General features: G+C 59.4%; 20 protein-coding genes. 11 read left to right on the forward strand and 9 right to left on the reverse strand.

Annotated elements, in window-relative coordinates:
- Nucleotides 1–54: 54 nt before the first annotated feature.
- A complete protein-coding gene (locus ORL50_RS15420) occupies nucleotides 55–1032 on the forward strand; it encodes an NADPH:quinone reductase (RefSeq protein ID WP_266016306.1) in 978 nt (325 codons plus the stop codon).
- 92 nt (nucleotides 1033–1124) lie between these two features.
- Here ORL50_RS15420 and tsaC read toward each other — a convergent pair whose 3' ends face one another.
- The 3 genes from tsaC to ORL50_RS15435 form a co-directional block, all read right to left on the reverse strand.
- Nucleotides 1125–1682: an L-threonylcarbamoyladenylate synthase type 1 TsaC gene (gene tsaC / locus ORL50_RS15425; protein ID WP_266016307.1), complete on the reverse strand. Its 558-nt coding sequence runs from the start codon at nucleotides 1680–1682 to the stop codon at nucleotides 1125–1127.
- A 54-nt stretch (nucleotides 1683–1736) separates the two neighbouring features.
- Nucleotides 1737–2837 carry a DNA-processing protein DprA gene (gene dprA, locus ORL50_RS15430; protein WP_266016308.1) on the reverse strand — a complete coding sequence of 367 codons (1101 nt, stop codon included), beginning with the start codon at nucleotides 2835–2837 and terminating at the stop codon, nucleotides 1737–1739.
- 80 nt (nucleotides 2838–2917) lie between these two features.
- Nucleotides 2918–3943 (reverse strand): LysM peptidoglycan-binding domain-containing protein, encoded by a 1026-nt coding sequence (locus ORL50_RS15435; RefSeq protein ID WP_266016309.1) that lies wholly within the window; start codon nucleotides 3941–3943, stop codon nucleotides 2918–2920.
- Between the two features lie 169 nt (nucleotides 3944–4112).
- On the opposite strand from ORL50_RS15435, the gene def reads away from it, so the two are divergent.
- The 5 genes from def to ORL50_RS15460 are packed head-to-tail and all read left to right on the forward strand — an operon-like array spanning nucleotide 4113 to nucleotide 8672.
- On the forward strand, nucleotides 4113–4619 hold the full coding sequence (gene def / locus ORL50_RS15440) for a peptide deformylase (RefSeq protein WP_017341723.1): 507 nt from the start codon (nucleotides 4113–4115) through the stop codon (nucleotides 4617–4619).
- A gap of 58 nt (nucleotides 4620–4677) precedes the next feature.
- On the forward strand, nucleotides 4678–5637 hold the full coding sequence (fmt, locus tag ORL50_RS15445) for a methionyl-tRNA formyltransferase (RefSeq protein ID WP_266016310.1): 960 nt from the start codon (nucleotides 4678–4680) through the stop codon (nucleotides 5635–5637).
- A complete protein-coding gene (rsmB, locus tag ORL50_RS15450) occupies nucleotides 5634–6944 on the forward strand; it encodes a 16S rRNA (cytosine(967)-C(5))-methyltransferase RsmB (RefSeq protein ID WP_266016311.1) in 1311 nt (436 codons plus the stop codon). Before fmt ends, rsmB begins: the two co-directional genes overlap by 4 nt.
- 23 nt (nucleotides 6945–6967) lie before the next feature.
- A complete protein-coding gene (trkA, locus tag ORL50_RS15455; RefSeq protein WP_266016312.1) occupies nucleotides 6968–8341 on the forward strand; it encodes a Trk system potassium transporter TrkA in 1374 nt (457 codons plus the stop codon).
- Between the two features lie 22 nt (nucleotides 8342–8363).
- Entirely contained in the window at nucleotides 8364–8672 is a 309-nt protein-coding gene (locus ORL50_RS15460; RefSeq protein ID WP_266016313.1) for a tetratricopeptide repeat protein, read from the forward strand.
- Nucleotides 8673–8773: 101 nt separating this feature from the next.
- Here the strand turns inward: ORL50_RS15460 and ORL50_RS15465 are convergent, their stop codons facing one another.
- Nucleotides 8774–9661 carry a lysophospholipid acyltransferase gene (locus tag ORL50_RS15465; protein WP_266016314.1) on the reverse strand — a complete coding sequence of 296 codons (888 nt, stop codon included), beginning with the start codon at nucleotides 9659–9661 and terminating at the stop codon, nucleotides 8774–8776.
- 40 nt (nucleotides 9662–9701) lie between these two features.
- A complete protein-coding gene (tag, locus tag ORL50_RS15470; protein ID WP_266016315.1) occupies nucleotides 9702–10259 on the reverse strand; it encodes a DNA-3-methyladenine glycosylase I in 558 nt (185 codons plus the stop codon).
- A gap of 81 nt (nucleotides 10260–10340) precedes the next feature.
- On the opposite strand from tag, the gene glyQ reads away from it, so the two are divergent.
- The 4 genes from glyQ (at nucleotide 10341) to ORL50_RS15490 (ending at nucleotide 14751) form a co-directional block, all read left to right on the forward strand.
- Nucleotides 10341–11294 (forward strand): glycine--tRNA ligase subunit alpha, encoded by a 954-nt coding sequence (glyQ, locus tag ORL50_RS15475; RefSeq protein ID WP_008155694.1) that lies wholly within the window; start codon nucleotides 10341–10343, stop codon nucleotides 11292–11294.
- Nucleotides 11291–13345, forward strand: a complete 2055-nt coding sequence (gene glyS / locus ORL50_RS15480; protein ID WP_266016316.1) for a glycine--tRNA ligase subunit beta — start codon at nucleotides 11291–11293, stop codon at nucleotides 13343–13345. Before glyQ ends, glyS begins: the two co-directional genes overlap by 4 nt.
- A gap of 4 nt (nucleotides 13346–13349) precedes the next feature.
- Nucleotides 13350–13889 (forward strand): D-glycero-beta-D-manno-heptose 1,7-bisphosphate 7-phosphatase, encoded by a 540-nt coding sequence (gmhB, locus tag ORL50_RS15485; protein ID WP_266016337.1) that lies wholly within the window; start codon nucleotides 13350–13352, stop codon nucleotides 13887–13889.
- Nucleotides 13890–13971: 82 nt separating this feature from the next.
- Complete coding sequence (locus ORL50_RS15490; protein WP_266016317.1) at nucleotides 13972–14751, forward strand: lysophospholipid acyltransferase family protein; 780 nt, start codon at nucleotides 13972–13974, stop codon at nucleotides 14749–14751.
- A gap of 180 nt (nucleotides 14752–14931) precedes the next feature.
- On the opposite strand, the gene ORL50_RS15495 is transcribed toward ORL50_RS15490, so the two are convergent.
- Complete coding sequence (locus ORL50_RS15495; RefSeq protein ID WP_266016318.1) at nucleotides 14932–16464, reverse strand: sensor histidine kinase; 1533 nt, start codon at nucleotides 16462–16464, stop codon at nucleotides 14932–14934.
- Between the two features lie 180 nt (nucleotides 16465–16644).
- Between ORL50_RS15495 and ORL50_RS15500 the strand changes: the two genes are divergently transcribed.
- On the forward strand, nucleotides 16645–17355 hold the full coding sequence (locus tag ORL50_RS15500; protein WP_266016319.1) for a response regulator transcription factor: 711 nt from the start codon (nucleotides 16645–16647) through the stop codon (nucleotides 17353–17355).
- Nucleotides 17356–17425: 70 nt separating this feature from the next.
- Here the strand turns inward: ORL50_RS15500 and gyrB are convergent, their stop codons facing one another.
- The 3 genes from gyrB to dnaN are packed head-to-tail and all read right to left on the reverse strand — an operon-like array spanning nucleotide 17426 to nucleotide 22076.
- Entirely contained in the window at nucleotides 17426–19843 is a 2418-nt protein-coding gene (gene gyrB, locus ORL50_RS15505) for a DNA topoisomerase (ATP-hydrolyzing) subunit B (protein WP_266016320.1), read from the reverse strand.
- 5 nt (nucleotides 19844–19848) lie between these two features.
- On the reverse strand, nucleotides 19849–20952 hold the full coding sequence (gene recF / locus ORL50_RS15510) for a DNA replication/repair protein RecF (RefSeq protein WP_266016321.1): 1104 nt from the start codon (nucleotides 20950–20952) through the stop codon (nucleotides 19849–19851).
- A 20-nt stretch (nucleotides 20953–20972) separates the two neighbouring features.
- Nucleotides 20973–22076 carry a DNA polymerase III subunit beta gene (gene dnaN / locus ORL50_RS15515; protein WP_266016322.1) on the reverse strand — a complete coding sequence of 368 codons (1104 nt, stop codon included), beginning with the start codon at nucleotides 22074–22076 and terminating at the stop codon, nucleotides 20973–20975.
- Between the last annotated feature and the right edge of the window lie 22 nt (nucleotides 22077–22098).

A 22098-nucleotide genomic window follows, 5' to 3' on the forward strand; every position in this document is an offset into this window, starting at 1 on the left:
CAAGCTTAGGAGTCCGATAGGGGGCTTATCAAACCGATCACTAGGAGAGTTCTGATGGCAAAACGTATCCAGTTCAGTGCCCATGGCGGCCCCGAAGTGCTCGAATATGTCGATTACCAACCTGCGGAGCCTGGCCCGCAGCAGGTGCGCGTGGCCAACAAGGCCATCGGCCTGAACTTCATCGACACTTATTACCGTAGCGGACTGTATGCACCTCCGGCCTTGCCATCGGGCCTGGGCTCGGAAGGCGCCGGCGTGGTCGAAGCAGTGGGCAGCGCCGTCACTCGATTTAAAGTGGGCGATCGGGTGGCCTATGGCAGCGGCCCACTGGGCGCCTACAGCGACACGCACGTGTTGCCCGAAGCCAATCTGGTACAGCTACCGGATGCGATCAGCTTCGAGCAGGCCGCCGGCGTGATGCTCAAGGGCCTGACCGTGCAGTATCTGCTGCGCCAGACCTACGAACTCAAGGGTGGCGAAACCATTTTGTTCCACGCCGCTGCGGGTGGGGTCGGTTCGCTCGCGTGCCAATGGGCCAAGGCCCTGGGTGTGAAGTTGATCGGCACGGTCAGCTCTGCGGAAAAAGCCGCGCTGGCCAAAGCCAACGGCGCCTGGGCGACGATCGATTACAGCCATGAAGACGTGGCGCAGCGAGTCCTGGAATTGACCGACGGCAAGAAAGTGCCAGTGGTTTACGACGGAGTCGGCAAGGACACCTGGCTGACGTCCCTCGACAGCGCGGCTCCGCGCGGCCTGGTAGTGAGCTTCGGCAATGCGTCGGGCGCGGTGGACGGGGTAAACCTGGGGATTTTATCGGCGAAGGGTTCGCTGTACGTGACCCGGCCAACGCTGGCGACCTACGCCAACAACGCAGAGAACCTGCAGCGCATGGCGGATGAATTGTTCGAGATGATCAGCAGTGGGAAGTTGAAAGTGGATATCAGCCAGAAGTATCCGTTGGCTGAGGCGGCGAAGGCGCAGATCGAATTGTCGGCGCGGCGCACAACTGGCTCGACTATTTTGCTGCCTTGAAGGCCTGATCGCGAGCAGGCTCACTCCTACAGATGGTGTGCGACACAAATCCTGTGGGAGCGGGCTTGCCCGCGAATAGCAACGCCGCAGTCTCAATCCGGACGAATCACATTGCCCGTCGCCAGGTCTCGAATAACACTCGGATTCCTGCGCCCACCCAAATTCCCGCCCAGAATGTAATCCACCTGCCCACGGAAATACTGTTCCACTCGAATCCGCGTGCGCGCTGCCGGCCGACCTTGCGGGTTGGCCGAGGTCGACACCAGCGGCCCTGTCAGCGCACACAATTCCCGCACCTGAGGATGATCGCTGACCCGCAACGCCACCGTCTCATGCTTGCCAGTAATCCACAGCGGCAATTGATTCTGGTGCGGCACCAGCCAGGTATTGGGCCCTGGCCAAGTGCTGGCCATGCGGTCCATCCACAACTCGGGGAAATCCTCGAACAGGAAGTCGAACTGGCGAATGTTATCGGCGACCAAGATCAGGCCCTTCTCCATGGACCGCCCCTTGATCATCAGCAAACGCTCCACTGCGTTCTGGTCCCATGGGTCGCAACCCAGGCCCCAGACCGCTTCGGTTGGATAGGCAATCACCGCGCCTGAGCGAACGGCTTGCGCGGCTTGTTGCACACGCCAACTGTTGACCATGAAAAACTCTCCGGAATAAGGCTCTGCGCAGTTTACCGATCTTCCTTATAAAACCTAGCTCACCCGCGCAAACCAGCGTCCACTTTCACAAACCGCGCGACCGTCCATTTCCAGCTCTGTCAGCGCCGCCAGCACTTTGGGCAGTGTCCAACCGCTATTGATGGCCAACGATTCACTGGTATGTGGCGCCGCGTGCAGCAATACGAGCAAGGGGTGGGTCACCACCGGCTCAGTTGTGGAAAACGACAACTGTTGCCAACCACGCAGTGCTTCGAGGATGTGCTCGATGGTTTCCACCAGCATGGCGCCATCACGAATCAGTTGGTGGCAACCCTTGGCCCCGGGATGATGAATCGATCCAGGAATTGCATACACCTCACGCCCTTGCTCCGCCGCCAGCCGGGCAGTAATCAACGAACCACTGGCCACACTCGCCTCGACTACCAATACGCCAAGGGACAACCCGCTGATGATCCGGTTGCGCCGCGGAAAGTTGCTGGGGGTCGGCGGGGCGTCCAGCGGGAACTCGGAAACCACTGCGCTACCGGAGGCAATCATGGCGTCTGCCAGACGGCGATTGCGCTGTGGATAAAACTTTTCAAGTCCCGTGCCAAGTACCCCGACCGTTCGCCCCCCCACATCCAGAGCCGCCTGGTGAGCTGCGGCGTCAATGCCGAGGGCAAGACCACTGGTGATGACAAAACCAGCACCGGCCAGGCTGCGCGAGAACGCGGCGGCCGTGTCCATCCCTGGCCGCGACGCGCGACGACTGCCAACCATCGCCAACTGCGGTTTTTCCAGGATACCGGGGTCTCCCGCGACAAATAACAAGGGTGGAGGGTCGCTGATTTCCGCCAGCAGCGCCGGGTAGTCAGGTTGGTCCCACATCAGTAAATGCTGGCCCGGACGCTCAAGCCAGGCCAATGCGTGGCAGGCGCCATCGCGCACATCCGGCTCGCGACGCGCCTCGGCGCAAGCGAAGGGCAGGCCCAGAGACTTCCAGGCGTTGGCCGGCGCGCTCAAGGCTTTTGAGGCCGAGCCGAAGGCGTCCAGCAGTTTTCTGAAGCGTGCCGGGCCCAATTCAGGCAAGCGATGCAGACGCAGACGCGCCTCCAGTTCGGCAGGCGATACCGCTGCAGTAGCAGACAATGTCATGGATCATCCTTGATCGTTATGAGGCCCGTTCAATCGGGCATAAGCTGTGGATAAGTCTGTTGGTAACTTGTGAAGCAGGCTTACGGATTTCGTACCTTGTCCATCACCGCCAACGAGCGCGAAGCATTGAGGACCAGGCCGTAACTGAGCTTGTCGTAGGTGCGGAAAACCATCAGCAGTCCAGCGCGCTCATCGGGAATCTTCAGCGGCTGACCGGTGATCCGGTCTCTCACCGTTTCACCGGTTTTCATCACCACCAGGACATTACCCTCGGCCAATCCATCACGCTGCCCCTTGTTCAACGTGACGACATCCATGGCGCCGATCTGCGTTACCCCACGTGGCACGTCGATGATCAGCCCCTTGATGTCAGTCTTTGGCGCGCTGGGCATGAAGGTAGAATTGATCGAACGCTCCTCGCTACTGAACAGGCGATCCCCCAGGCGTACCTCTTGCGTAGTGCGTTGCAGCGCCAGGGTGGCAACGTCGGCCTCAGAGGCCACAATTTCACCACCGCCGATGTCATCCGCGTTGATCCCGAGGAATTCCTTGGTCTCGGGGTCGGTGTAGACCTTGCCCTGACGGAAGATTCCATACACCGGCTGGTTCGGATCGAACTGCCCGCGAGCGAAGATTCTGTCCCCTGTACCGCTGAGTACTCGCTCGGCATCTCCGGCAACGATGTAGGGCGCCTGGTCGAAGTCTTCGACCTTATCGACGATACGGTTGCTCAGCAGGAAGCTGTTGATCGATTGCAGCGGAATGCTTGGAATGGCATCCGCCACCGGAGAACTGCGAATCCGCGGCGAGAGCTTGATGGTGCCACGGGAAGCCCCGCGATTGAGGGTCAGGCGCGGCTGGCCATTGATATAGACCAGCGACAGCGAGTCGCCGGGATAGATGAGATTGGGGTTTTCGATCTGTGGGTTGGCTTGCCACAACTCCGGCCATTTCCATGGCTCGCGCAAGAATTTTCCTGATATGTCCCAGAGTGTGTCTCCGGCAACCACCGTGTATTGCTGTGGAAAACCTTCCCTGAGTTGCACTTGCCCATGCGCTAAACCGGCTGAAGCCAGAAGGAGCAGGGCGAGTAGTGATTTCCTCATGCGGTGAATCCCTTTATTATGTGCGTTCGCGTGAAACGCCAGAGCCCTCGTGGCTCGCTCCTGACTCTTGACAGAGAAAAGGTAGCTACGCTTCACAACGGTAGCCTGCATCTTCGGACCCGCCAGGCCATCGACCCGACTTTACCTCACACGTGCAGCAAATAAGCTTATGGCCATTTTAGACATCCTCGAATTTCCCGACTCGCGCCTGCGCACTATCGCCAAACCTGTGGCTGTAGTGGACGACGAAGTGCGCCAGTTGGTCGACGACATGTTTGAAACAATGTATGAAGCGCCAGGCATCGGCCTCGCCGCGACCCAGGTCAACGTGCACAAACGTATCGTCGTGATGGACCTCTCCGAAGACCGCAGCGAACCGCGGGTGTTCATCAACCCCGAGTTCGAATCACTGACCGACGAGATGGAGCAGTATCAGGAAGGCTGCCTCTCGGTGCCGGGCTTCTACGAAAACGTCGATCGCCCGCAGAAGGTCAAGGTCAAGGCTCTGGACCGTGACGGCCAGCCTTACGAACTGATCGCCGAAGGTCTGCTCGCTGTGTGCATCCAGCACGAATGCGACCACCTTAACGGTAAATTGTTCGTCGACTACCTGTCCAACCTGAAACGTGACCGAATCAAGAAAAAACTGGAAAAGCTCCATCGCCAGAACGCTTGATGCCCTCCTTTCAAAGGCTTGCTGCGGCAAGCCTTTTTCTTTTTCAGAGATCGCTCCCATGACTGAGCCACTGCGCATCGTCTTTGCCGGCACCCCGGAATTCGCCGCCGAACACCTCAAGGCGCTGCTCGACAGCCCGTACGAGATCGTCGCGGTCTACACCCAGCCGGACCGTCCGGCGGGCCGTGGGCAAAAGCTGATGCCGAGCCCGGTCAAGCAACTCGCTCTGGAAAACCATATCCCGGTGTTGCAGCCGCCAACCCTGCGCAACGAAGAGGCCCAGGCCGAACTGGCCGCGCTAAACCCGGACCTGCTGGTGGTGGTCGCCTACGGCCTGATCCTGCCGCAAGCGGTGCTGGATATTCCACCCCTGGGCTGCATCAACAGTCACGCCTCGCTGCTTCCGCGCTGGCGCGGAGCGGCGCCAATCCAGCGAGCAGTCGAAGCCGGAGACAGCGAAAGTGGCGTCACCGTGATGCGCATGGAGCTGGGTCTCGATACCGGGCCGATGCTGCTCAAAGTCACCACGCCAATTACCGGTACCGATACCGGAGGCAGCCTTCACGACCGACTGGCTGAAATGGGGCCGCCGGCCGTGGTCCAGGCGATTGCCGGGCTTGCCGCCGGGACGCTGGAAGGCGAGGTGCAGGACGATAGTCTCGCCACCTACGCACACAAATTGAACAAAGACGAAGCGCGCATCGACTGGAGTCGCCCGGCGGTTGAGCTGGAACGCCTGGTCCGCGCCTTCAACCCGTGGCCCATCACCCACAGCACGCTCAATGGCGAAGCGCTGAAAGTCCTGGCCGCGAACCTCGCTGAAGGGCAGGGCGCCCCCGGTGAAATCCTCAGCGCCAGCAAAGAAGGCCTGGTCGTGGCGTGCGGCGAGCAGGCGTTGTGCCTGACGCGCCTGCAACTGCCCGGCGGCAAGGCGCTGAATTTCAGCGACCTGTTCAACAGCCGTCGCGAGAAATTCGCCATCGGCACTGTCCTTGGCCAAGCGGTGGATGCTCAATGAACCCGCGTCTCGCCGCCGCCAAGGCGCTCGCAGCGGTACTAAACGGCAAAGCCTCGCTGAACAGTTCACTGCCAACCCAAATGGACAAGGTCGAGGACCGCGACCGCGGCTTCACCCAGGACCTGGCGTTTGGCACTGCGCGCTGGCAGCCACGCTTGTCGGCGCTCGCGGCAAAACTGCTGCAGAAGCCGTTCAAGGCGGCGGACGCCGATGTGGAGGCGTTGTTATTGGTCGGCCTGTACCAATTGCTCTACACCCGAGTTCCCGCCCATGCCGCCATCGGTGAAACCGTCGGTTGCGCGGACAAGCTGAAAAAGCCCTGGGCCAAGGCACTGCTCAACGCTGTGCTGCGCCGCGCCCAGCGTGAAAGCGAAGCGCTGCTGGCAGAGCTGGAGCACGACCCGGTGGTGCGCACAGCCCATCCACGCTGGCTGCAAAAGTCGCTCAAGGCTTTCTGGCCCGAGCAGTGGGAAGCCATCTGCGCAGCAAACAACGCACACCCGCCAATGATTCTGCGGGTCAACCGCCGTCATCACAGCCGCGATGCCTACCTCGGACTGCTGAGTGAAGCGGGCATCGCCGCCAGCCCGTGCGTGTACAGCCCCGATGGCATCATCCTTGAGGCAGCTGCCGACGTGCGCAGCCTTCCGGGGTTCGCCGAGGGCTGGATCAGCGTTCAGGATGAGGCCGCGCAATTAGCCGCCGATCTGCTCGACCTGGCACCGGGCCAACGGGTTCTGGACGCCTGCTGCGCGCCAGGCGGCAAGACCTGCCATATCCTCGAAGCCGAGCCCAAGCTGGCAGGCGTCGTGGCTGTCGACCTGGAAGCCAAGCGCCTGGTGCGCGTGCGGGAAAACCTCGCACGCCTGGGCTTGAGCGCCGAACTGATCGCTGCCGATGGCCGCGACACGGCCACCTGGTGGGACGGTAAACCGTTCCAGCGCATCCTGCTCGATGCACCCTGCTCGGCGACCGGTGTGATCCGGCGCCACCCGGACATCAAGCTGACCCGCCAACCCGACGACATCGCCGCACTGGCAGTCCTTCAGGGCGAATTGCTGGACGCCATGTGGATCACCCTGGAAGTGGGCGGCATTCTGCTTTACGCCACCTGCTCCACCTTGCCGACCGAGAACACTGAAGTCATTGCAGCCTTCCTCGCCCGCACACCGGGCGCCCGTGAGCTTGATCTCGCCACGGCGGCCGGGATCAAGCAGCCCCACGGTCGCCAGTTGCTGGCCCAGGAAGGCGGACATGACGGGTTCTACTACGCCAAGTTGATCAAGATCGCCGCCGCGCGCGGTTAACCGGACTTCAAGGGAGTGACTGGATGAAAATCATCATCCTCGGCGCAGGGCAGGTAGGCGGTTCGCTGGCGGAACATCTGGCCAGCGAAGCCAACGACATCACCGTGGTCGACACCGACAGCGAACGCCTGCGTGACCTCGGCGACCGTCTCGACATCCGCACCGTGCAAGGTCGCGGCTCATTGCCCACGGTGCTGCGCCAAGCTGGCGCCGACGACGCCGACATGCTGGTGGCGGTGACCAACAGCGACGAGACCAACATGGTCGCGTGCCAGGTGGCCCACACCCTGTTCCACACGCCGACCAAGATCGCCCGGGTACGGGAGGCGGCGTACCTTACCCGTTCCGAACTGTTCGACAACGAAGCGATTCCGGTCGACGTGCTGATCAGCCCGGAACAAGTGGTAACCAACTACATCAAGCGCCTGATTCAGCATCCGGGCGCGCTGCAGGTCATCGACTTCGCCGAAGGCAAAGCGCAACTGGTGGCAGTGAAGGCTTATTACGGCGGCCCGCTGGTCGGCCAGCAACTGCGCCAACTGCGCGAGCACATGCCAAACGTCGAAACCCGCGTCGCGGCAATTTTCCGCCGCGACCGGCCGATCCTGCCCCAGGGCGACACGGTGATCGAGGCCGACGACGAAGTATTCTTCATCGCCGCCAAAGCGAATATTCGCGCGGTAATGAGCGAAATGCGCCGCCTGGATGAAACCTACAAACGCATCGTCATCGCCGGGGGCGGGCAGATCGGCGAGCGCCTGGCAGAGGCGATCGAAAGCCGCTATCAGGTGAAGATCATCGAGATGAATCCGACACGCTGCCGGCACCTGTCAGATACCCTGGACAGTACCGTGGTGTTGCAGGGCAGCGCTTCGGACCGCGATCTGTTGCTGGAAGAAAACATCGCCGACGCCGACCTGTTCCTGGCACTGACCAACGATGATGAGGCCAACATCATGTCGTCGCTGCTGGCCAAACGCCTGGGCGCGAAAAAAGTGATGACGATCATCAACAATCCGGCCTACGTCGATTTGATCCAGGGCGGCGACATCGACATCGCCATCAGCCCGCAACTCGCGACCATCGGCACCTTGCTCGCCCACGTACGCCGTGGCGATATCGTCAGCGTGCACTCATTGCGTCGCGGTGCGGCGGAGGCCATCGAGGCGATTGCCCATGGCGATGCGAAGTCGAGCAAAGTAATCGGCAAGGCCATCGAGAACATCGGCCTGCCTCCGGGCACTACCATTGGCGCGATCATCCGCGATGAAGAAGTGATCATTGCCCATGACGACACGGTGATCGCGGCAGGGGACCATGTGATCCTGTTCCTTGTGGATAAAAAACATATCCGGGATGTAGAGAAGCTGTTTCATGTGGGACTGAGCTTCTTCTGATATCCGAATGTGAGGCGCGACGATGATTGAGTCACTGGAAAAAATGCTCGCCAAAGGCGTGGATAATGCTCTGCTGCGCTTCGGTCTGGGCAAGGGTTATCTGGATCTTGGAGAAAACGCCAAGGCTGCCGAGCATTTTCAGCGCTGTGTAGAGTTCGATCCGAAGTATTCGGCGGCCTGGAAGCTATTGGGCAAGGCGCAGTTGGCGCAGGCTGACACTGCAGCAGCCCGACAGGCCTGGGAGTTGGGCCTGGAAGCCGCCCGCGCGCATGGCGACAAGCAGGCGGAAAAAGAGATGAGCGTATTCCTGAAGAAACTCGACCGCCTGTAGAACTTGTGTAGGCGCTGGCGCAGCCTGCGATCATTTGATTTTGTGTAAAAGATCAAAAAAACGCAGGCTGCGCCAGCTCCTACAGAGTTATCCACAGTGCATCAGTACCAACGTTCCTCGCCCGGCGGGCGCTTCTTGAAGCGCTTCATGCTCCACATGTACTGGCTCGGATACGCCGCAACGTAGCGCTCCACCACCTTGCTCATGGCCGCACAGGAAGTCTCGGTATCGGTGCTGTACATCGCATCAGGCGCCGCTTCGAGGATCACTTTGTAACCCGAGCCGTCCGGCAGCCGCAGCGCATGCAGGAACACCCCAACCGCCTTGCCGCCGGCCAGCATGTTCGGCACAAATTTGCTGGTGAGGGCCTGGGTGGCAAAAAACGGCACGAAAATTCCCGCGGACTCGGCAGGCTCGGGGTCTGCAGGAATCCCCACCTGACCGCCTTTGCGCACTTCCTTGATCACACTGAGAATGCCTTCCTTTGTCGACGCCGCGACCCGGTTGCCCAGTTGCACTCGCTGTTTGCGCAGCAAGTCGTCCACTGCCTTCAACTTTGGCGGGCGGTAGAAAATGATCGGCTTGCACTGGCTGCAATAGAAATGATTCAGCACTTCCCAGTTGCCCAGGTGACTGGTGATGCCGACCACGCCCTTGCCCGAAGCCAGGGCATCCTTGAGCACATCGAGGCCTTCGACTTCACGCACCAGGTCGATCGAACGCTGGGCCGGCCAGATCCAGGCGCAGGCACTTTCGGTCAGCGACTTGCCGATGTCCCGCAAGCTGCGGCCCACCAGCTGTTCGCGCTCAGCGGCAGGCATCTCGGGGAAACACTTGGCCAGGTTGATCCGCACCACGTCGCGGGAACGGTTGGGCGTTTTCCACATCACCCAGCCGATGGCCGAGCCGACTGCCTGCACTGCGCGCCAAGGCAGCAGGGCAAACAACCGCAGAGCGCCTACCAGCAAGGCGCCTTTCAACTTATCCACAGGTCACTCCTGATCTTGTGCTGTGTGCGAGGCGGCCATTCTAACCGGCGTTCGCCAAGGTCGCGTAACGATCGCAATCGCGGGTGTGGTCCATGACCATTCCCGAGGCCTGCATCAGTGCGTAACAAATAGTCGGCCCGACGAAGGTGAACCCGGCCTTTTTCAGGCCTTTGCTCATCTCCACTGCCACCGGCGTCACCGCCGGCACTTCGCTGCGATCCTTGAAATGATTGATCACCGGGGTACCGCCGACGAACGACCAGAGAAACTCCACCGGATCCTCCAGTGCCAGCCAGGCCTGGGCGTTGCGCCGGGCCGCGTTGAGTTTCAGGCGATTGCGGATGATGCCGGGATCGAGCATCAACTCATCGATTTCCGCGTCGCTCATCTGAGCCACTCGCTGCACATCGAAGCCGAACAGCACCTCACGATAACGCTCGCGTTTACGCAGCACGGTGATCCAGGAAAGGCCGGCCTGGAACCCTTCGAGCAAAAGCAACTCGAACAGTCCCTGCGCATCGCGAAGCGGCGTGCCCCACTCCTGATCGTGATAAGCCATGTACAGCGGATCTTCGGAACACCAAAAGCAGCGTGGCATAAGGCTCCAGGGGGCGTGCGCAGGACCGAATCGGGTATACTCCCGCTCTTTAAATCGCAGCCCAAGAAACAGGTGAATTTCGTGAGCCAGCCTACGCCAGCCGTGCGTACCTTCCAAGACTTGATCCTCGCCCTCCAGCAATACTGGGCCGAGCAAGGTTGTGTGGTACTTCAGCCCTACGATATGGAAGTAGGCGCCGGCACTTTCCACACTGCCACTTTCCTGCGCGCCATTGGCCCGGAAACCTGGAACGCCGCTTATGTGCAGCCCAGTCGTCGCCCGACTGACGGCCGCTACGGCGAAAACCCGAACCGTCTGCAGCACTACTACCAGTTCCAGGTAGTCCTGAAGCCGAACCCGGACAACTTCCAGGAACTGTACCTGGGCTCCCTCAAGCACGTCGGCCTGGACCCATTGGTCCACGACATTCGCTTCGTCGAAGACAACTGGGAGTCGCCAACACTGGGCGCCTGGGGTCTGGGCTGGGAAGTCTGGCTCAACGGCATGGAAGTGACGCAGTTCACTTACTTCCAGCAAGCGGGCGGCATCGAGTGCTACCCGGTAACCGGCGAGATCACTTACGGTCTCGAGCGCCTGGCCATGTACCTGCAGGGTGTGGACTCGGTCTACGACCTGGTCTGGGCCGACGGCCCGATGGGCAAGGTCACCTACGGCGACGTGTTCCACCAGAACGAAGTGGAGCAGTCCACCTACAACTTCGAGCACGCGAACGTCGAGAAACTGTTCGAATTGTTCGACTTCTACGAAAGCGAAGCCAAGCGCCTGATCGAACTCGACCAGCCGCTGCCATTGCCTAGCTACGAAATGGTGTTGAAGGCGTCCCACACTTTCAATCTGCTGGATGCGCGCCGGGCAATCTCGGTCACTGCACGTCAGCAATACATCCTGCGCGTGCGCACCCTGGCGCGTTCCGTTGCGCAAGCCTACCTGCTGGCCCGCGCCAAGCTGGGCTTCCCGATGGCGACCCCGGACCTGCGTGACGAAGTACTGGCCAAGCTGGAGGCTGCACAATGAGTGCTCTGGATTTCCTGGTTGAACTGGGCACCGAAGAACTGCCACCCAAAGCCCTGAACGCTTTGGCTGACGCCTTCCTCGCCGGTATCGACAAGGGCCTGCAAGCTGCCGGCCTGAACTACGAGACCAAAACCGTCTATGCCGCGCCACGTCGCCTGGCCGTACTGATCACATCGCTGGCTACTCAGCAGCCGGATCGCAGCATCAACCTCGACGGCCCGCCACGCCAGGCCGCGTTCGACGCTGAAGGCAACCCGACTCAAGCGGCACTGGGTTTTGCCAAGAAGTGCGGCGTCGACCTGAGCGAAATCGATCAGAGTGGCCCGAAACTGCGCTACAGCCAGAGCATCGCCGGCAAATCGACCGCGAGCCTGCTGCCGACCATCGTCGAAGACTCCCTGAACGACCTGCCGATTCCCAAGCGCATGCGCTGGGGTGCTCGCAAGGAAGAATTCGTGCGTCCGACCCAATGGCTGGTGATGCTGCTCGGTGACCAAGTCATCGACTGCACCATCCTCGCCCAGAAGTCCGGTCGTGACTCCCGTGGTCACCGCTTCCATCACCCGGAAAGTGTGCGTATCACCTCGCCGGCCAACTACCTGTCGGACCTGCGTGCGGCCTATGTGCTGGCCGATGCCAATGAGCGTCGCGCCCTGATCAGCAAGCGCACCGAAGAACTGGCGACCCTGCAGGAAGGCACGGCGATCGTTCCGCCAGCCCTGCTCGACGAAGTGACCGCCCTGGTTGAATGGCCGGTGCCGCTGGTGTGCTCGTTCGAGGAACGTTTCCTCGAAGTGCCGCAGGAAGCCCTGATCACCACCATGCAGGACAACCAGAAGTATTTCTGCCTGCTGGATGCCGACGGCAAGTTGCTGCCCCGTTTCATTACCGTGGCCAACATCGAAAGCAAGGACCCGCAGCAGATCATCGCCGGCAACGAGAAAGTGGTTCGTCCACGCCTGACCGACGCCGAGTTCTTCTTCAAGCAGGACAAGAAGCAAAAGCTCGAAGATTTCAACCTGCGCCTGCAGAACGTGGTCTTCCAGGAAAAGCTGGGCAGCGTCTACGACAAGGCCGAGCGCGTTTCCAAGCTGGCTGCTTTCATCGCTCAGCGCATCGGCGGCAACGCCGCATGGGCCGCCCGTGCGGGCCTGCTGTCCAAGTGCGACCTGTCGACCGAGATGGTCGGTGAGTTCCCGGAGATGCAAGGTGTTGCCGGTTACTACTACGCCCTCAACGACGGCGAGCCAGAAGAAGTCGCCCTCGCGCTGAACGAGCAGTACATGCCGCGCGGTGCCGGTGCTGAATTGCCGACGACCCTGACCGGTGCGGCCGTGGCCATCGCCGACAAGCTCGACACCCTGGTCGGCATCTTCGGTATCGGCATGCTGCCAACGGGCAGCAAAGACCCGTACGCGCTGCGTCGCGCAGCACTGGGTGTACTGCGCATCCTGATCGACAAGAAGCTCGACCTCGACCTGAACGACGCCGTGGCTTTTGCCGTGAATGCGTTCGGCACCAAGGTCAAGGTCGCGGGCCTGAATGACTCGGTGCTGGAGTTCATCTTCGATCGCCTGCGTGCCCGTTACGAAGATGAAGGCGTGGATGTCGCGACCTATCTGTCGGTTCGCGCACTGAAACCAGGCTCCGCACTGGACTTCGATCAGCGAGTGCAAGCCGTGCAGGCCTTCCGTCAGTTGCCGGAAGCCGCCGCACTGGCCGCAGTGAACAAGCGCGTCTCGAACCTGCTGAGCAAGGTCGAAGGCTCGGTCCCAACTGTCGTTGAAGCCAAGTACTTCGATAACGCCAACGAGTTTTCCCTGTATTCGGCGATCCAGCAGGCTGACCAGGCTGTCCAGCCGATGGCAGCTGCGCGTCAGTACAGCGAATCCCTGGCTCGTCTGGCCGCCTTGCGCGAGCCGGTGGATGCTTTCTTCGAAGCCGTGATGGTCAACGCGGATGACGCCAAAGTGCGTGCCAACCGTTATGCGTTGCTGGCGCGTCTGCGCGGATTGTTCCTCGGCGTTGCCGATATTTCGTTGCTGGGCTGAGGGACTGCTGTTGAAACTGCTGATTCTTGATCGGGACGGGGTGATCAACTACGACTCCGACGCTTACATCAAGTCGGTGGAGGAGTGGATTCCACTCCCCGGTTCGATCGAGGCCATCGCGCAGTTGAGCAAGGCCGGCTGGACGGTAGCAGTGGCTACCAACCAGTCGGGCATTGCACGCGGCTACTACGACATCGCTACCCTGGACGCCATGCACGAGCGCTTGCGCTCGCTCGTGGCGCAACAGGGTGGCGAGGTCGGGCTGATCGTCTATTGCCCCCACGGGCCCGACGAAGGCTGCGATTGCCGCAAGCCAAAACCCGGGATGTTGAAAAACATCGCCGCTCATTACAACGTGTCGCTGACAAATCTATGGTTCGTCGGCGATAGTCTTGGTGACCTGGAAGCCGCCAAAGCCGTCGATTCTCAGCCCGTGTTGGTAAAGACCGGGAAGGGCGAAAAAACGCTGGGCAAGACCCTGCCGGTGGGCACCTTGATTTTTGACGATCTGGCGGCGATTGCCGCAGAACTTATCCACAATTAGAGCGTTCTCGATGTTCCTGAACAAGGAGTGATCGGGAGTGCGCTTTATATAGACGGGCACAGCCCGCACGGTAAACGTCGCCATGTCGATACTGCAGGCCATCAGAACCTTTCTTTTCTATCTGTTGCTGGGCACCAGCTCCTTGCTCTGGTGCAGCCTGAGCTTTTTCATCGCGCCTTTCCTGCCGTTCAAGGCGCGTTATCGTTTCATCAACGTGTACTGGTGTCGCTGCGCGCTGTGGCTGAGCAAGGTGTTCCTCGGTATCAGCTACGAAGTGAAAGGCGCGCAGAACGTACCGGACCAGCCGTGCGTGATTCAGTCGAACCACCAGAGCACCTGGGAAACGTTTTTTCTCTCGGCTTATTTCGAGCCTTTGAGCCAGGTGCTCAAGCGCTCACTGCTGTTCGTACCGTTTTTTGGCTGGGCGATGGCCATGCTCCGGCCTATTGCGATTGATCGTGACAATCCGAAAGCAGCTCTCAAGCACGTGGCCAAGAAAGGCGACGAATTGCTCAAGGACGGGGTCTGGGTGCTGATCTTCCCTGAAGGCACTCGCGTTCCCTACGGCACCATCGGCAAGTTTTCCCGAGGTGGTACCGCCTTGGCCGTAAATGCCGCACTGCCGGTACTGCCGATTGCACACAATGCTGGAAAATTCTGGCCGAAATCTGGCTGGGCCAAGAAGCAGGGCGTGATCACCGTGATCATCGGCGAGCCGATGTACGCCGAAGGTACCGGGCCTCGTGCCATTGCCGAATTGAATGATCGGGTACAGAGCTGGAACGAGCGCATGCAGCGGGAAATGGGATCACTGCCACCAGCGCCGCAAGCACCTGCGGCCAGCGATCAACTGGTTGTCTGAGATTCTGTGGATAAGCTGTGTACGGTTTTCCCGAAACCTTCCGATATCCTCCTCTAAGCTTATGATTTATATATATATTTCTTAATGACTTATTTATCCGAAAAAGGTGCATAAGTTTTTTTTGGATGTAAAAAAACCGGCTGATATAGCCGGTTTTTTTATCGGTAAAATTCGGCCGTTTCACTCGTCCATCAGAGGGAAATGCAGACTGAAGCACGTACCTTCGCCCACGACGCTGCGGCACTCGATGCGACCGTTATGATGGTCCATTACCGCCTTTACCATCGACAGCCCCAAGCCCACTCCATCGATCCCCTGGGCGGAAGAAAACCGCCGGTACTGACTGAACAACTCCGGCAGTTCCTCTGCTGCGATGCCTTTGCCCTGGTCCTGCAAGTCGCAGATCAACCAGCCATCGACGCAGCGTACCCGCAAGCTGATCACCGTCCCTGCGGCGCTGTACTTGACGGCATTTTCCAGCAGATTAAATAGCGCTCTGGTGAGCAGGGCCTGGTCCGCCAGGATCAAACGTTCTTGTACCTGCTCCGGCAGATCGTGGATCAGCTCGATCTGCTTCAACCGCGCAATGGTCAGGGCCTGGTCAAATACATCCATGACCAGCATCCCAAACAACGTCGGCTGAAATTGATAGGCCTCGGATTCAGCCTTGGCCAGTTGAACAAAGCCATCGGTAAGATCCAGCGCCCGACGCACCTGGAGCTCGATCTGATCAAACAACTGGGTGTCGCCACCAACCTGATGCCGATGCACGTCCAGCAGCGCAAGGATGGCAGAGTGCGGAGCGCGCAAATCATGGGAAAGGAACCGCAGCAATACACTGCGCTGCTCTTGCGCCTCACGCTCAACGCTCAGGTCAGTCAGGCTCAGCAGCCAGCCTATGGGTGTTTCACCGTCCACCGGCAGCAACGCTGCACGTTCAAGGCGCAAGCTGCGATCCTTAATGTCACGGAATTCGAGCAAGGGAAGGGCAGATAACGGCGGGCGCAGGCCTGTGGACAACTCGGGGTAACCCAGCTTTGCCAACTGCTCGATGATGTCATTACCGACCAAGTCGCAGCCGAACAGGTCACGGCCTTTGCGATTACCCAGCAATATCTGCCCTTTCGGGTCGCTGATCAAAGTCGCGACCGGCAAGTATTCCAAGCCGTCGGCAATAAATCTGCGGGTGTCCCGAGTCCGACTCATGGCTTGTTCCAGCGCCATGATCTGCCCTTGCAAGCGATCATCCGTGGGAAATTGCACGCGGCGCCGCTCAGGAAAAACTTTTGGCTCGTTATCCAGCCGAGCCAGCTCCCAGCCAAAGTAGGTCAGCACCACGCTCAACCGACGCCAATTCCAGATCAGGTAACCAAACAGCATGCCGAGCTGACTTGCGACGGGTGACCACCATCCCCCGGAGCGCGATACCACATAGCTGATCAACAGTGTGGCGCCCATCCCAGCCAACGTGAACCACAGGGCCCATCGTGGACGCAGCAGCATCAGACCCAGTGCCCAGGCCACCAGCACCACCGATACAGAAGCGCCGACCGCACTCGAAAGACTGGCCTGCCCGGTCTGGGCGCCATATGACAACAGCGCGGTGAGGGGCAACAAGGTCAATGTTATCCACAACCATTCCCTGATCAGCCGACGAAACAATCCCTGCACCTGGCTCGGCTCACGACTTTCGCGTCTGCGCTCATTAGCCATGGATAAAGCCGGAGCGGGGAGGGCGGGGAATTTCAGGCATGGTCGCGGGTCTCATCGGCAGGCGGACGAGGGGAATCATAGCGGACGTCGACCAACGGAGCGCAGGTTACTTACCAGGTTAAGCGGCTCATTTTTGTAATTCACTTGAAACCACGGGCTGAGACCAAGGAATCACTCCACATGCGTGTCGCGATACTGGACGATGAACCGGCAGAACTGCGCCGGGTGGAACAGACCCTGCGTCAAATGGCCGAGCCGGGAGAACCTGCCTGGTCATTACACAGCTTCGACAATGGCGAGGACTTGCTACGCCAGTTGCGCAGGGAAACCTTCGATCTGTTGTTACTTGATTGGCAGTTGCCTGGGCTCAGTGGCCTGTCACTGTTGCGCTGGACCCGCGAACATATGGATGCGCCCCCGGCCGCCATCATGCTCACCAGCCGCGACGCCGAAAGCGATATCGTCCAGGCCCTGAACGCCGGTGCGGATGACTACGTCAGCAAGCCATTTCGCCCCAATGAACTGAAAGCTCGGGTCGCCGCAGTCTTGCGCAGGCACAGTCAGCAACGCCAGTCTGGTGAAGTGCTGAGCATCAATGACCTGCTGTTCGACGATGCCGAACTGACAGTGACCCGCGCCGGCGTCCCCATCGGCATGACCGAACGGGAGTACGGTCTGGCTCGCTGCCTGTTTACCAATCTGGGCCGTCCGCTGTCACGAGAGTACCTGTATGAGCGGTTTTGGAGTCATGAAGAGATGGTGTCTTCACGACCGCTCGACACCCACATCTACCGCCTTCGCAACAAGCTCGGTTTGACCGCCGACCGGGGTTGGCAGTTGTTGACGATCTATGGGTATGGGTATCGGTTGGAGAGTGTGTCGACTTCATAGCTATTCCAAACAAAAAAAGGCCAACGCTAGCGTTGGCCTTTTTTTGTTTGGCTGGTTGACCTACCGTGGATCAGAAGTCCAGGTTGGAAACCGCCAGTGCATTGCTCTCGATGAAGTCACGACGAGGCTCGACCGCATCACCCATCAGGGTGTTGAAGATCTGGTCCGCGCCAATGGCGTCTTCGATGGTCACTTTCAACATGCGGCGCTGCGCTGGGTCCATAGTAGTTTCCCACAGCTGATCCGGGTTCATTTCGCCCAGACCTTTGTATCGCTGAATGGTGTGACGCTTGGTGCTTTCAGTCATCAGCCATTCAAGTGCTTCCTTGAACTCGGTGACTGGCTTCTTGCGTTCGCCGCGCTGGATGTACGCGCCTTCGTCCAGCAAGGTGCTCAACTGAGCGCCAAGGGAGACAACGGTCTTGTAATCGTTGCTGCCGAAGAAGTCGCGGTTGAACGTTACGTAGTTCGACAGGCCATGGGAGATCAGTTCGACCTCCGGCAGCCAGACGTTACGTTCACGGTCTTCACGCAGGCTGGCCTTATAAACCAGACCCGACTTCTCGACGGTGCGCAGACGGACTTCGTACTTGCTCAACCATTCCTGCATGGCGGCGTGATCGGACAGTTGCTCCATGCTCACGGCAGGCAGGTAGATGAAGTGCTCGGTCAGTTCCTGAGGGTACAGGCGCGACAGGCGCTTGAGCGTCTTCATCACCAGGCGGAAGTCATTCACCAGGCGTTCGAGGGCTTCGCCCGAGATACCCGGTGCGTCTTCGTTCAAGTGCAGGCTGGCGTCTTCCAGGGCCGATTGCGTCATGTATTCTTCCATGGCGTCATCGTCTTTGATGTACTGCTCTTGCTTGCCTTTCTTGACCTTGTACAGCGGTGGCTGGGCGATGTAGATGTAGCCACGCTCGATCAGCTCCGGCAACTGACGGAAGAAGAAGGTCAGCAGCAGGGTACGGATGTGCGAACCGTCGACGTCAGCATCGGTCATGATGATGATGTTGTGGTAGCGCAGCTTCTCGATGTTGTACTCGTCACGACCGATGCCACAGCCGAGCGCGGTGATCAAGGTGCCGACTTCCTGCGAAGAGATCATCTTGTCGAAGCGGGCTTTCTCTACGTTGAGGATTTTACCCTTCAACGGCAGGATCGCCTGGGTGCGGCGGTTACGTCCCTGCTTGGCGGAGCCGCCAGCAGAGTCACCTTCCACGAGATAAAGTTCGGAGAGGGCAGGGTCTTTTTCCTGGCAGTCCGCCAGTTTGCCCGGCAGGCCGGCGATATCCAGCGCGCCCTTGCGACGAGTCATTTCACGAGCCTTACGCGCCGCTTCACGAGCACGCGCAGCGTCGATCATCTTGCCGACGACCAGCTTGGCTTCGTTCGGGTTTTCCAGCAGGAAGTCGGAGAAGTACTTGCCCATTTCCTGTTCGACCGCGGTCTTCACTTCGGAAGAAACCAGCTTGTCCTTGGTCTGGGAGCTGAACTTCGGATCCGGCACTTTTACCGAGATGATCGCGGTCAGGCCTTCACGGGCATCGTCACCGGTGGTCGCGACTTTGTGCTTCTTCGCCAGACCTTCAGCTTCGATGTAGGTGTTCAGGTTACGCGTCAGTGCGGAACGGAAACCCACCAGGTGAGTACCGCCGTCGCGCTGTGGAATGTTGTTGGTGAAGCACAACAGGTTCTCGTTGAAGCTGTCGTTCCACTGCAGGGCGATTTCCACGCCGATGCCGTCTTCACGCTGAATGTTGAAGTGGAACACCTGGTTGACCGCGGTCTTGTTGGTGTTCAGGTACTCAACGAATGCACGCAGGCCGCCTTCGTATTTGAACAGCTCTTCCTTGCCGCTGCGCTCATCCTTGAGGACGATGCCAACACCGGAGTTCAGGAAGGACAGCTCACGGATCCGCTTGGCCAGGATGTCCCAGCTGAAGTGGATGTTCTTGAAGGTCTGATCAGAAGGCTTGAAGTGAATCTGGGTGCCCGTGGTTTCACTCTCGCCGACGATTTTCATCGGCTCTTGCGGAACGCCGTGGACATAGGTCTGTTCCCAGATCTTGCCACTGCGGCGTACCGTGAGGATCAACTCTTCAGACAGGGCGTTTACAACCGATACACCTACACCGTGCAGACCGCCGGATACCTTGTAGGAGTTATCGTCGAACTTACCGCCGGCGTGCAGGACGGTCATGATGACCTCGGCCGCAGAAACGCCTTCTTCCTTGTGCACGTCTACCGGGATGCCACGGCCGTTATCGCGAACGGTGATGGATTCATCCGGGTGGATGATGATGCTGATGTCGTCGCAGTGGCCGGCCAAAGCTTCGTCGATCGAGTTATCGACCACCTCGAACACCATGTGGTGCAGACCGCTGCCATCGTCGGTGTCACCAATGTACATACCGGGACGTTTGCGTACGGCATCCAGGCCTTTCAGCACTTTAATGCTCGTTGAGTCGTACGTATTTTCTTCGCTCAATGCCTTCACTCCCGATGGTCGTGGGTCTGGGTGATACGGCCCTGTTCCACGTGGAACAAAGCGACTGGCGTTTCCGTCTGCCAGCCTTCCCTCAATAATTCGTGATCTACACAGGTGATAAATACCTGGCAGCGTAAGTCTTCCAACAAGCGGCAAAGCGCGCGACGGTGGTGCTCATCCAATTCGGACGGCAGGTCATCCACCAGATAAATACACTGGCCGCGGCGGGCCTGACTGACCAGATGCCCTTGGGCAATCCGCAGGGCACACACCACCAACTTCTGCTGTCCGCGGGACAAGATATCCGCAGCATTATGTGCGCCCAATCTGAGGCGCAAATCAGCCCGTTGTGGTCCGGCCTGGGTATGACCCATTTGCTGATCCCGCTGCACGGAACCAGCCAGCACCGCACTCAATTCGCGGTCTTTGTCCCAACCTCGGTAATAGCTGAGCGTCAAACCTTCAAGCTCAACCAGTTCGCTCAAGGTTTGTTCAAAGACTGGTTTCAAGGCTTTGATATAGGCGCGACGGTATTCATCGATTTCAGCGCTGGCCTGGCACAGTTCCCTGTCCCAAACCGCTTGCGAAACGGCGTCAAGTGTACCATGCCGCAGCCAAGAGTTTCTCTGGCGCAGGGCCTTCTGCAACCGCTGCCAGGTGGACATGAATCGTGGTTCCACGTGGAACACACCCCAATCCAGAAACTGCCGCCGAATTTTCGGCGCACCTTCAAGCAGGCGGAAGCTGTCAGGGTTGATCAATTGCAGCGGCAGGATCTCTGCCAGCTGTGCAGCGCTGCGAGCGTTCTGCCCATCTATGCGGATCTGGAACTCACCCTGACGGTCGCGAGACACACCCAGGGCACTATGACCACCTTGGGCGAGCTCGACCTGGCCGAACACTGTACAAGCCAGTTGCTCGTATTGAATAACGGGCAGCAGACGGGTGCTACGGAACGAACGAGCGAGCCCCAGCAAATGGATGGCTTCCAGCACGCTGGTTTTACCGCTGCCGTTTGCGCCGTAAAGAATGTTGATTCGGGGAGAGGGGGAGAGGGTCACCGGGTGCAGATTGCGCACCGCGGTGACCGAGACGCGACTTAATGACATCTAGCTTCTGCTGAGCATGATTACAGACGCATCGGCATGACAACGTAAGCCGAATCGTCGTTGTCGGACTCTTGGACCAGCGCGCTGCTGTTGGAGTCGGACAGGATCAGGCGAACCTGCTCAGTGGTCATGACGCCCAGCACGTCGAGCAAGTAGCTGACGTTGAAGCCGATTTCCAGGGAGCCGCCGTTGTACTCAACGCCTACCTCTTCTTCCGCCTCTTCCTGTTCAGGGTTGTTGGCCTGGATTTTCAGTTGACCATTGGCCAGCTGCAGACGGATACCGCGATACTTTTCGTTCGACAGGATCGCGGTGCGGCTAAAGGCTTCACGCAGGGCCTGACGATCGCCGAGCACCAGCTTGTCACCACCTTTAGGCAGGACGCGCTCGTAGTCCGGGAACTTGCCGTCGACCAGTTTCGAAGTGAAGGTGAACTCACCGGTAGTGGCGCGGATGTGATGCTGGCCCAGCACGATGCTGACGATACCGTCCGGCTCAGTCAGCAGACGCGCCAGTTCAAGGATGCCCTTGCGTGGCACGATGACCTGGTGACGATCCGGCTGACCGATATCGGCCTTCATCGAGCACATGGCCAGACGGTGACCGTCGGTGGCCACGGCGCGGATGATGCCTTCAGAAACTTCCAGCAGCATACCGTTCAGGTAGTAACGCACGTCCTGCTGGGCCATGGCGAAGCTGGTGCGTTCGATCAGTCGACGCAGTTTGCTTTGCTCCAGGCTGCAAGTCAGCGAACCTGGGCCTTCCTCTACAGTCGGGAAATCATTGGCTGGCAGTGTCGACAGGGTAAAGCGGCTACGACCGGCCTTCACCACGAGCTTCTGCTCGTCGACCTTGATATCGATCAGCGCGTCGTTGGGCAAGCTCTTGCAGATGTCCATCAACTTGCGCGCAGGCACAGTGATGGAGCCCGGGTCTGCCGGTTCTTCGAGCTGAACACGACCGACCAGCTCGACTTCCAGGTCGGTACCGGTCAGCGACAGTTGCTGGCCTTCGACAACCAGCAGCACGTTGGAAAGCACCGGCAAGGTCTGTCGGCGCTCAACGACGCCTGCGACCAGTTGCAGGGGTTTCAACAGGGCTTCGCGTTGAATGGTGAAATGCATGGTCTAGTCCCTTGCCTTAATA

The organism is Pseudomonas sp. RIT-562, from assembly GCF_026241895.1.
GTDB classification, from domain to species: domain Bacteria; phylum Pseudomonadota; class Gammaproteobacteria; order Pseudomonadales; family Pseudomonadaceae; genus Aquipseudomonas; species Aquipseudomonas mandelii_F.

Bases quoted from the DNA above. Each gene is read 5' to 3' on its own strand.
- ORL50_RS15420 (WP_266016306.1), top strand. From the start codon at position 55: ATGGCAAAACGTATCCAGTTCAGTGCCCATGGCGGCCCCGAAGTGCTC.
- tsaC (WP_266016307.1), bottom strand. From the start codon at position 1,682: ATGGTCAACAGTTGGCGTGTGCAACAAGCCGCGCAAGCCGTTCGCTCA.
- dprA (WP_266016308.1), bottom strand. From the start codon at position 2,837: ATGACATTGTCTGCTACTGCAGCGGTATCGCCTGCCGAACTGGAGGCG.
- ORL50_RS15435 (WP_266016309.1), bottom strand. From the start codon at position 3,943: ATGAGGAAATCACTACTCGCCCTGCTCCTTCTGGCTTCAGCCGGTTTA.
- def (WP_017341723.1), top strand. From the start codon at position 4,113: ATGGCCATTTTAGACATCCTCGAATTTCCCGACTCGCGCCTGCGCACT.
- fmt (WP_266016310.1), top strand. From the start codon at position 4,678: ATGACTGAGCCACTGCGCATCGTCTTTGCCGGCACCCCGGAATTCGCC.
- rsmB (WP_266016311.1), top strand. From the start codon at position 5,634: ATGAACCCGCGTCTCGCCGCCGCCAAGGCGCTCGCAGCGGTACTAAAC.
- trkA (WP_266016312.1), top strand. From the start codon at position 6,968: ATGAAAATCATCATCCTCGGCGCAGGGCAGGTAGGCGGTTCGCTGGCG.
- ORL50_RS15460 (WP_266016313.1), top strand. From the start codon at position 8,364: ATGATTGAGTCACTGGAAAAAATGCTCGCCAAAGGCGTGGATAATGCT.
- tag (WP_266016315.1), bottom strand. From the start codon at position 10,259: ATGCCACGCTGCTTTTGGTGTTCCGAAGATCCGCTGTACATGGCTTAT.
- glyS (WP_266016316.1), top strand. From the start codon at position 11,291: ATGAGTGCTCTGGATTTCCTGGTTGAACTGGGCACCGAAGAACTGCCA.
- ORL50_RS15490 (WP_266016317.1), top strand. From the start codon at position 13,972: ATGTCGATACTGCAGGCCATCAGAACCTTTCTTTTCTATCTGTTGCTG.
- ORL50_RS15495 (WP_266016318.1), bottom strand. From the start codon at position 16,464: ATGGCTAATGAGCGCAGACGCGAAAGTCGTGAGCCGAGCCAGGTGCAG.
- ORL50_RS15500 (WP_266016319.1), top strand. From the start codon at position 16,645: ATGCGTGTCGCGATACTGGACGATGAACCGGCAGAACTGCGCCGGGTG.
- recF (WP_266016321.1), bottom strand. From the start codon at position 20,952: ATGTCATTAAGTCGCGTCTCGGTCACCGCGGTGCGCAATCTGCACCCG.
- dnaN (WP_266016322.1), bottom strand. From the start codon at position 22,076: ATGCATTTCACCATTCAACGCGAAGCCCTGTTGAAACCCCTGCAACTG.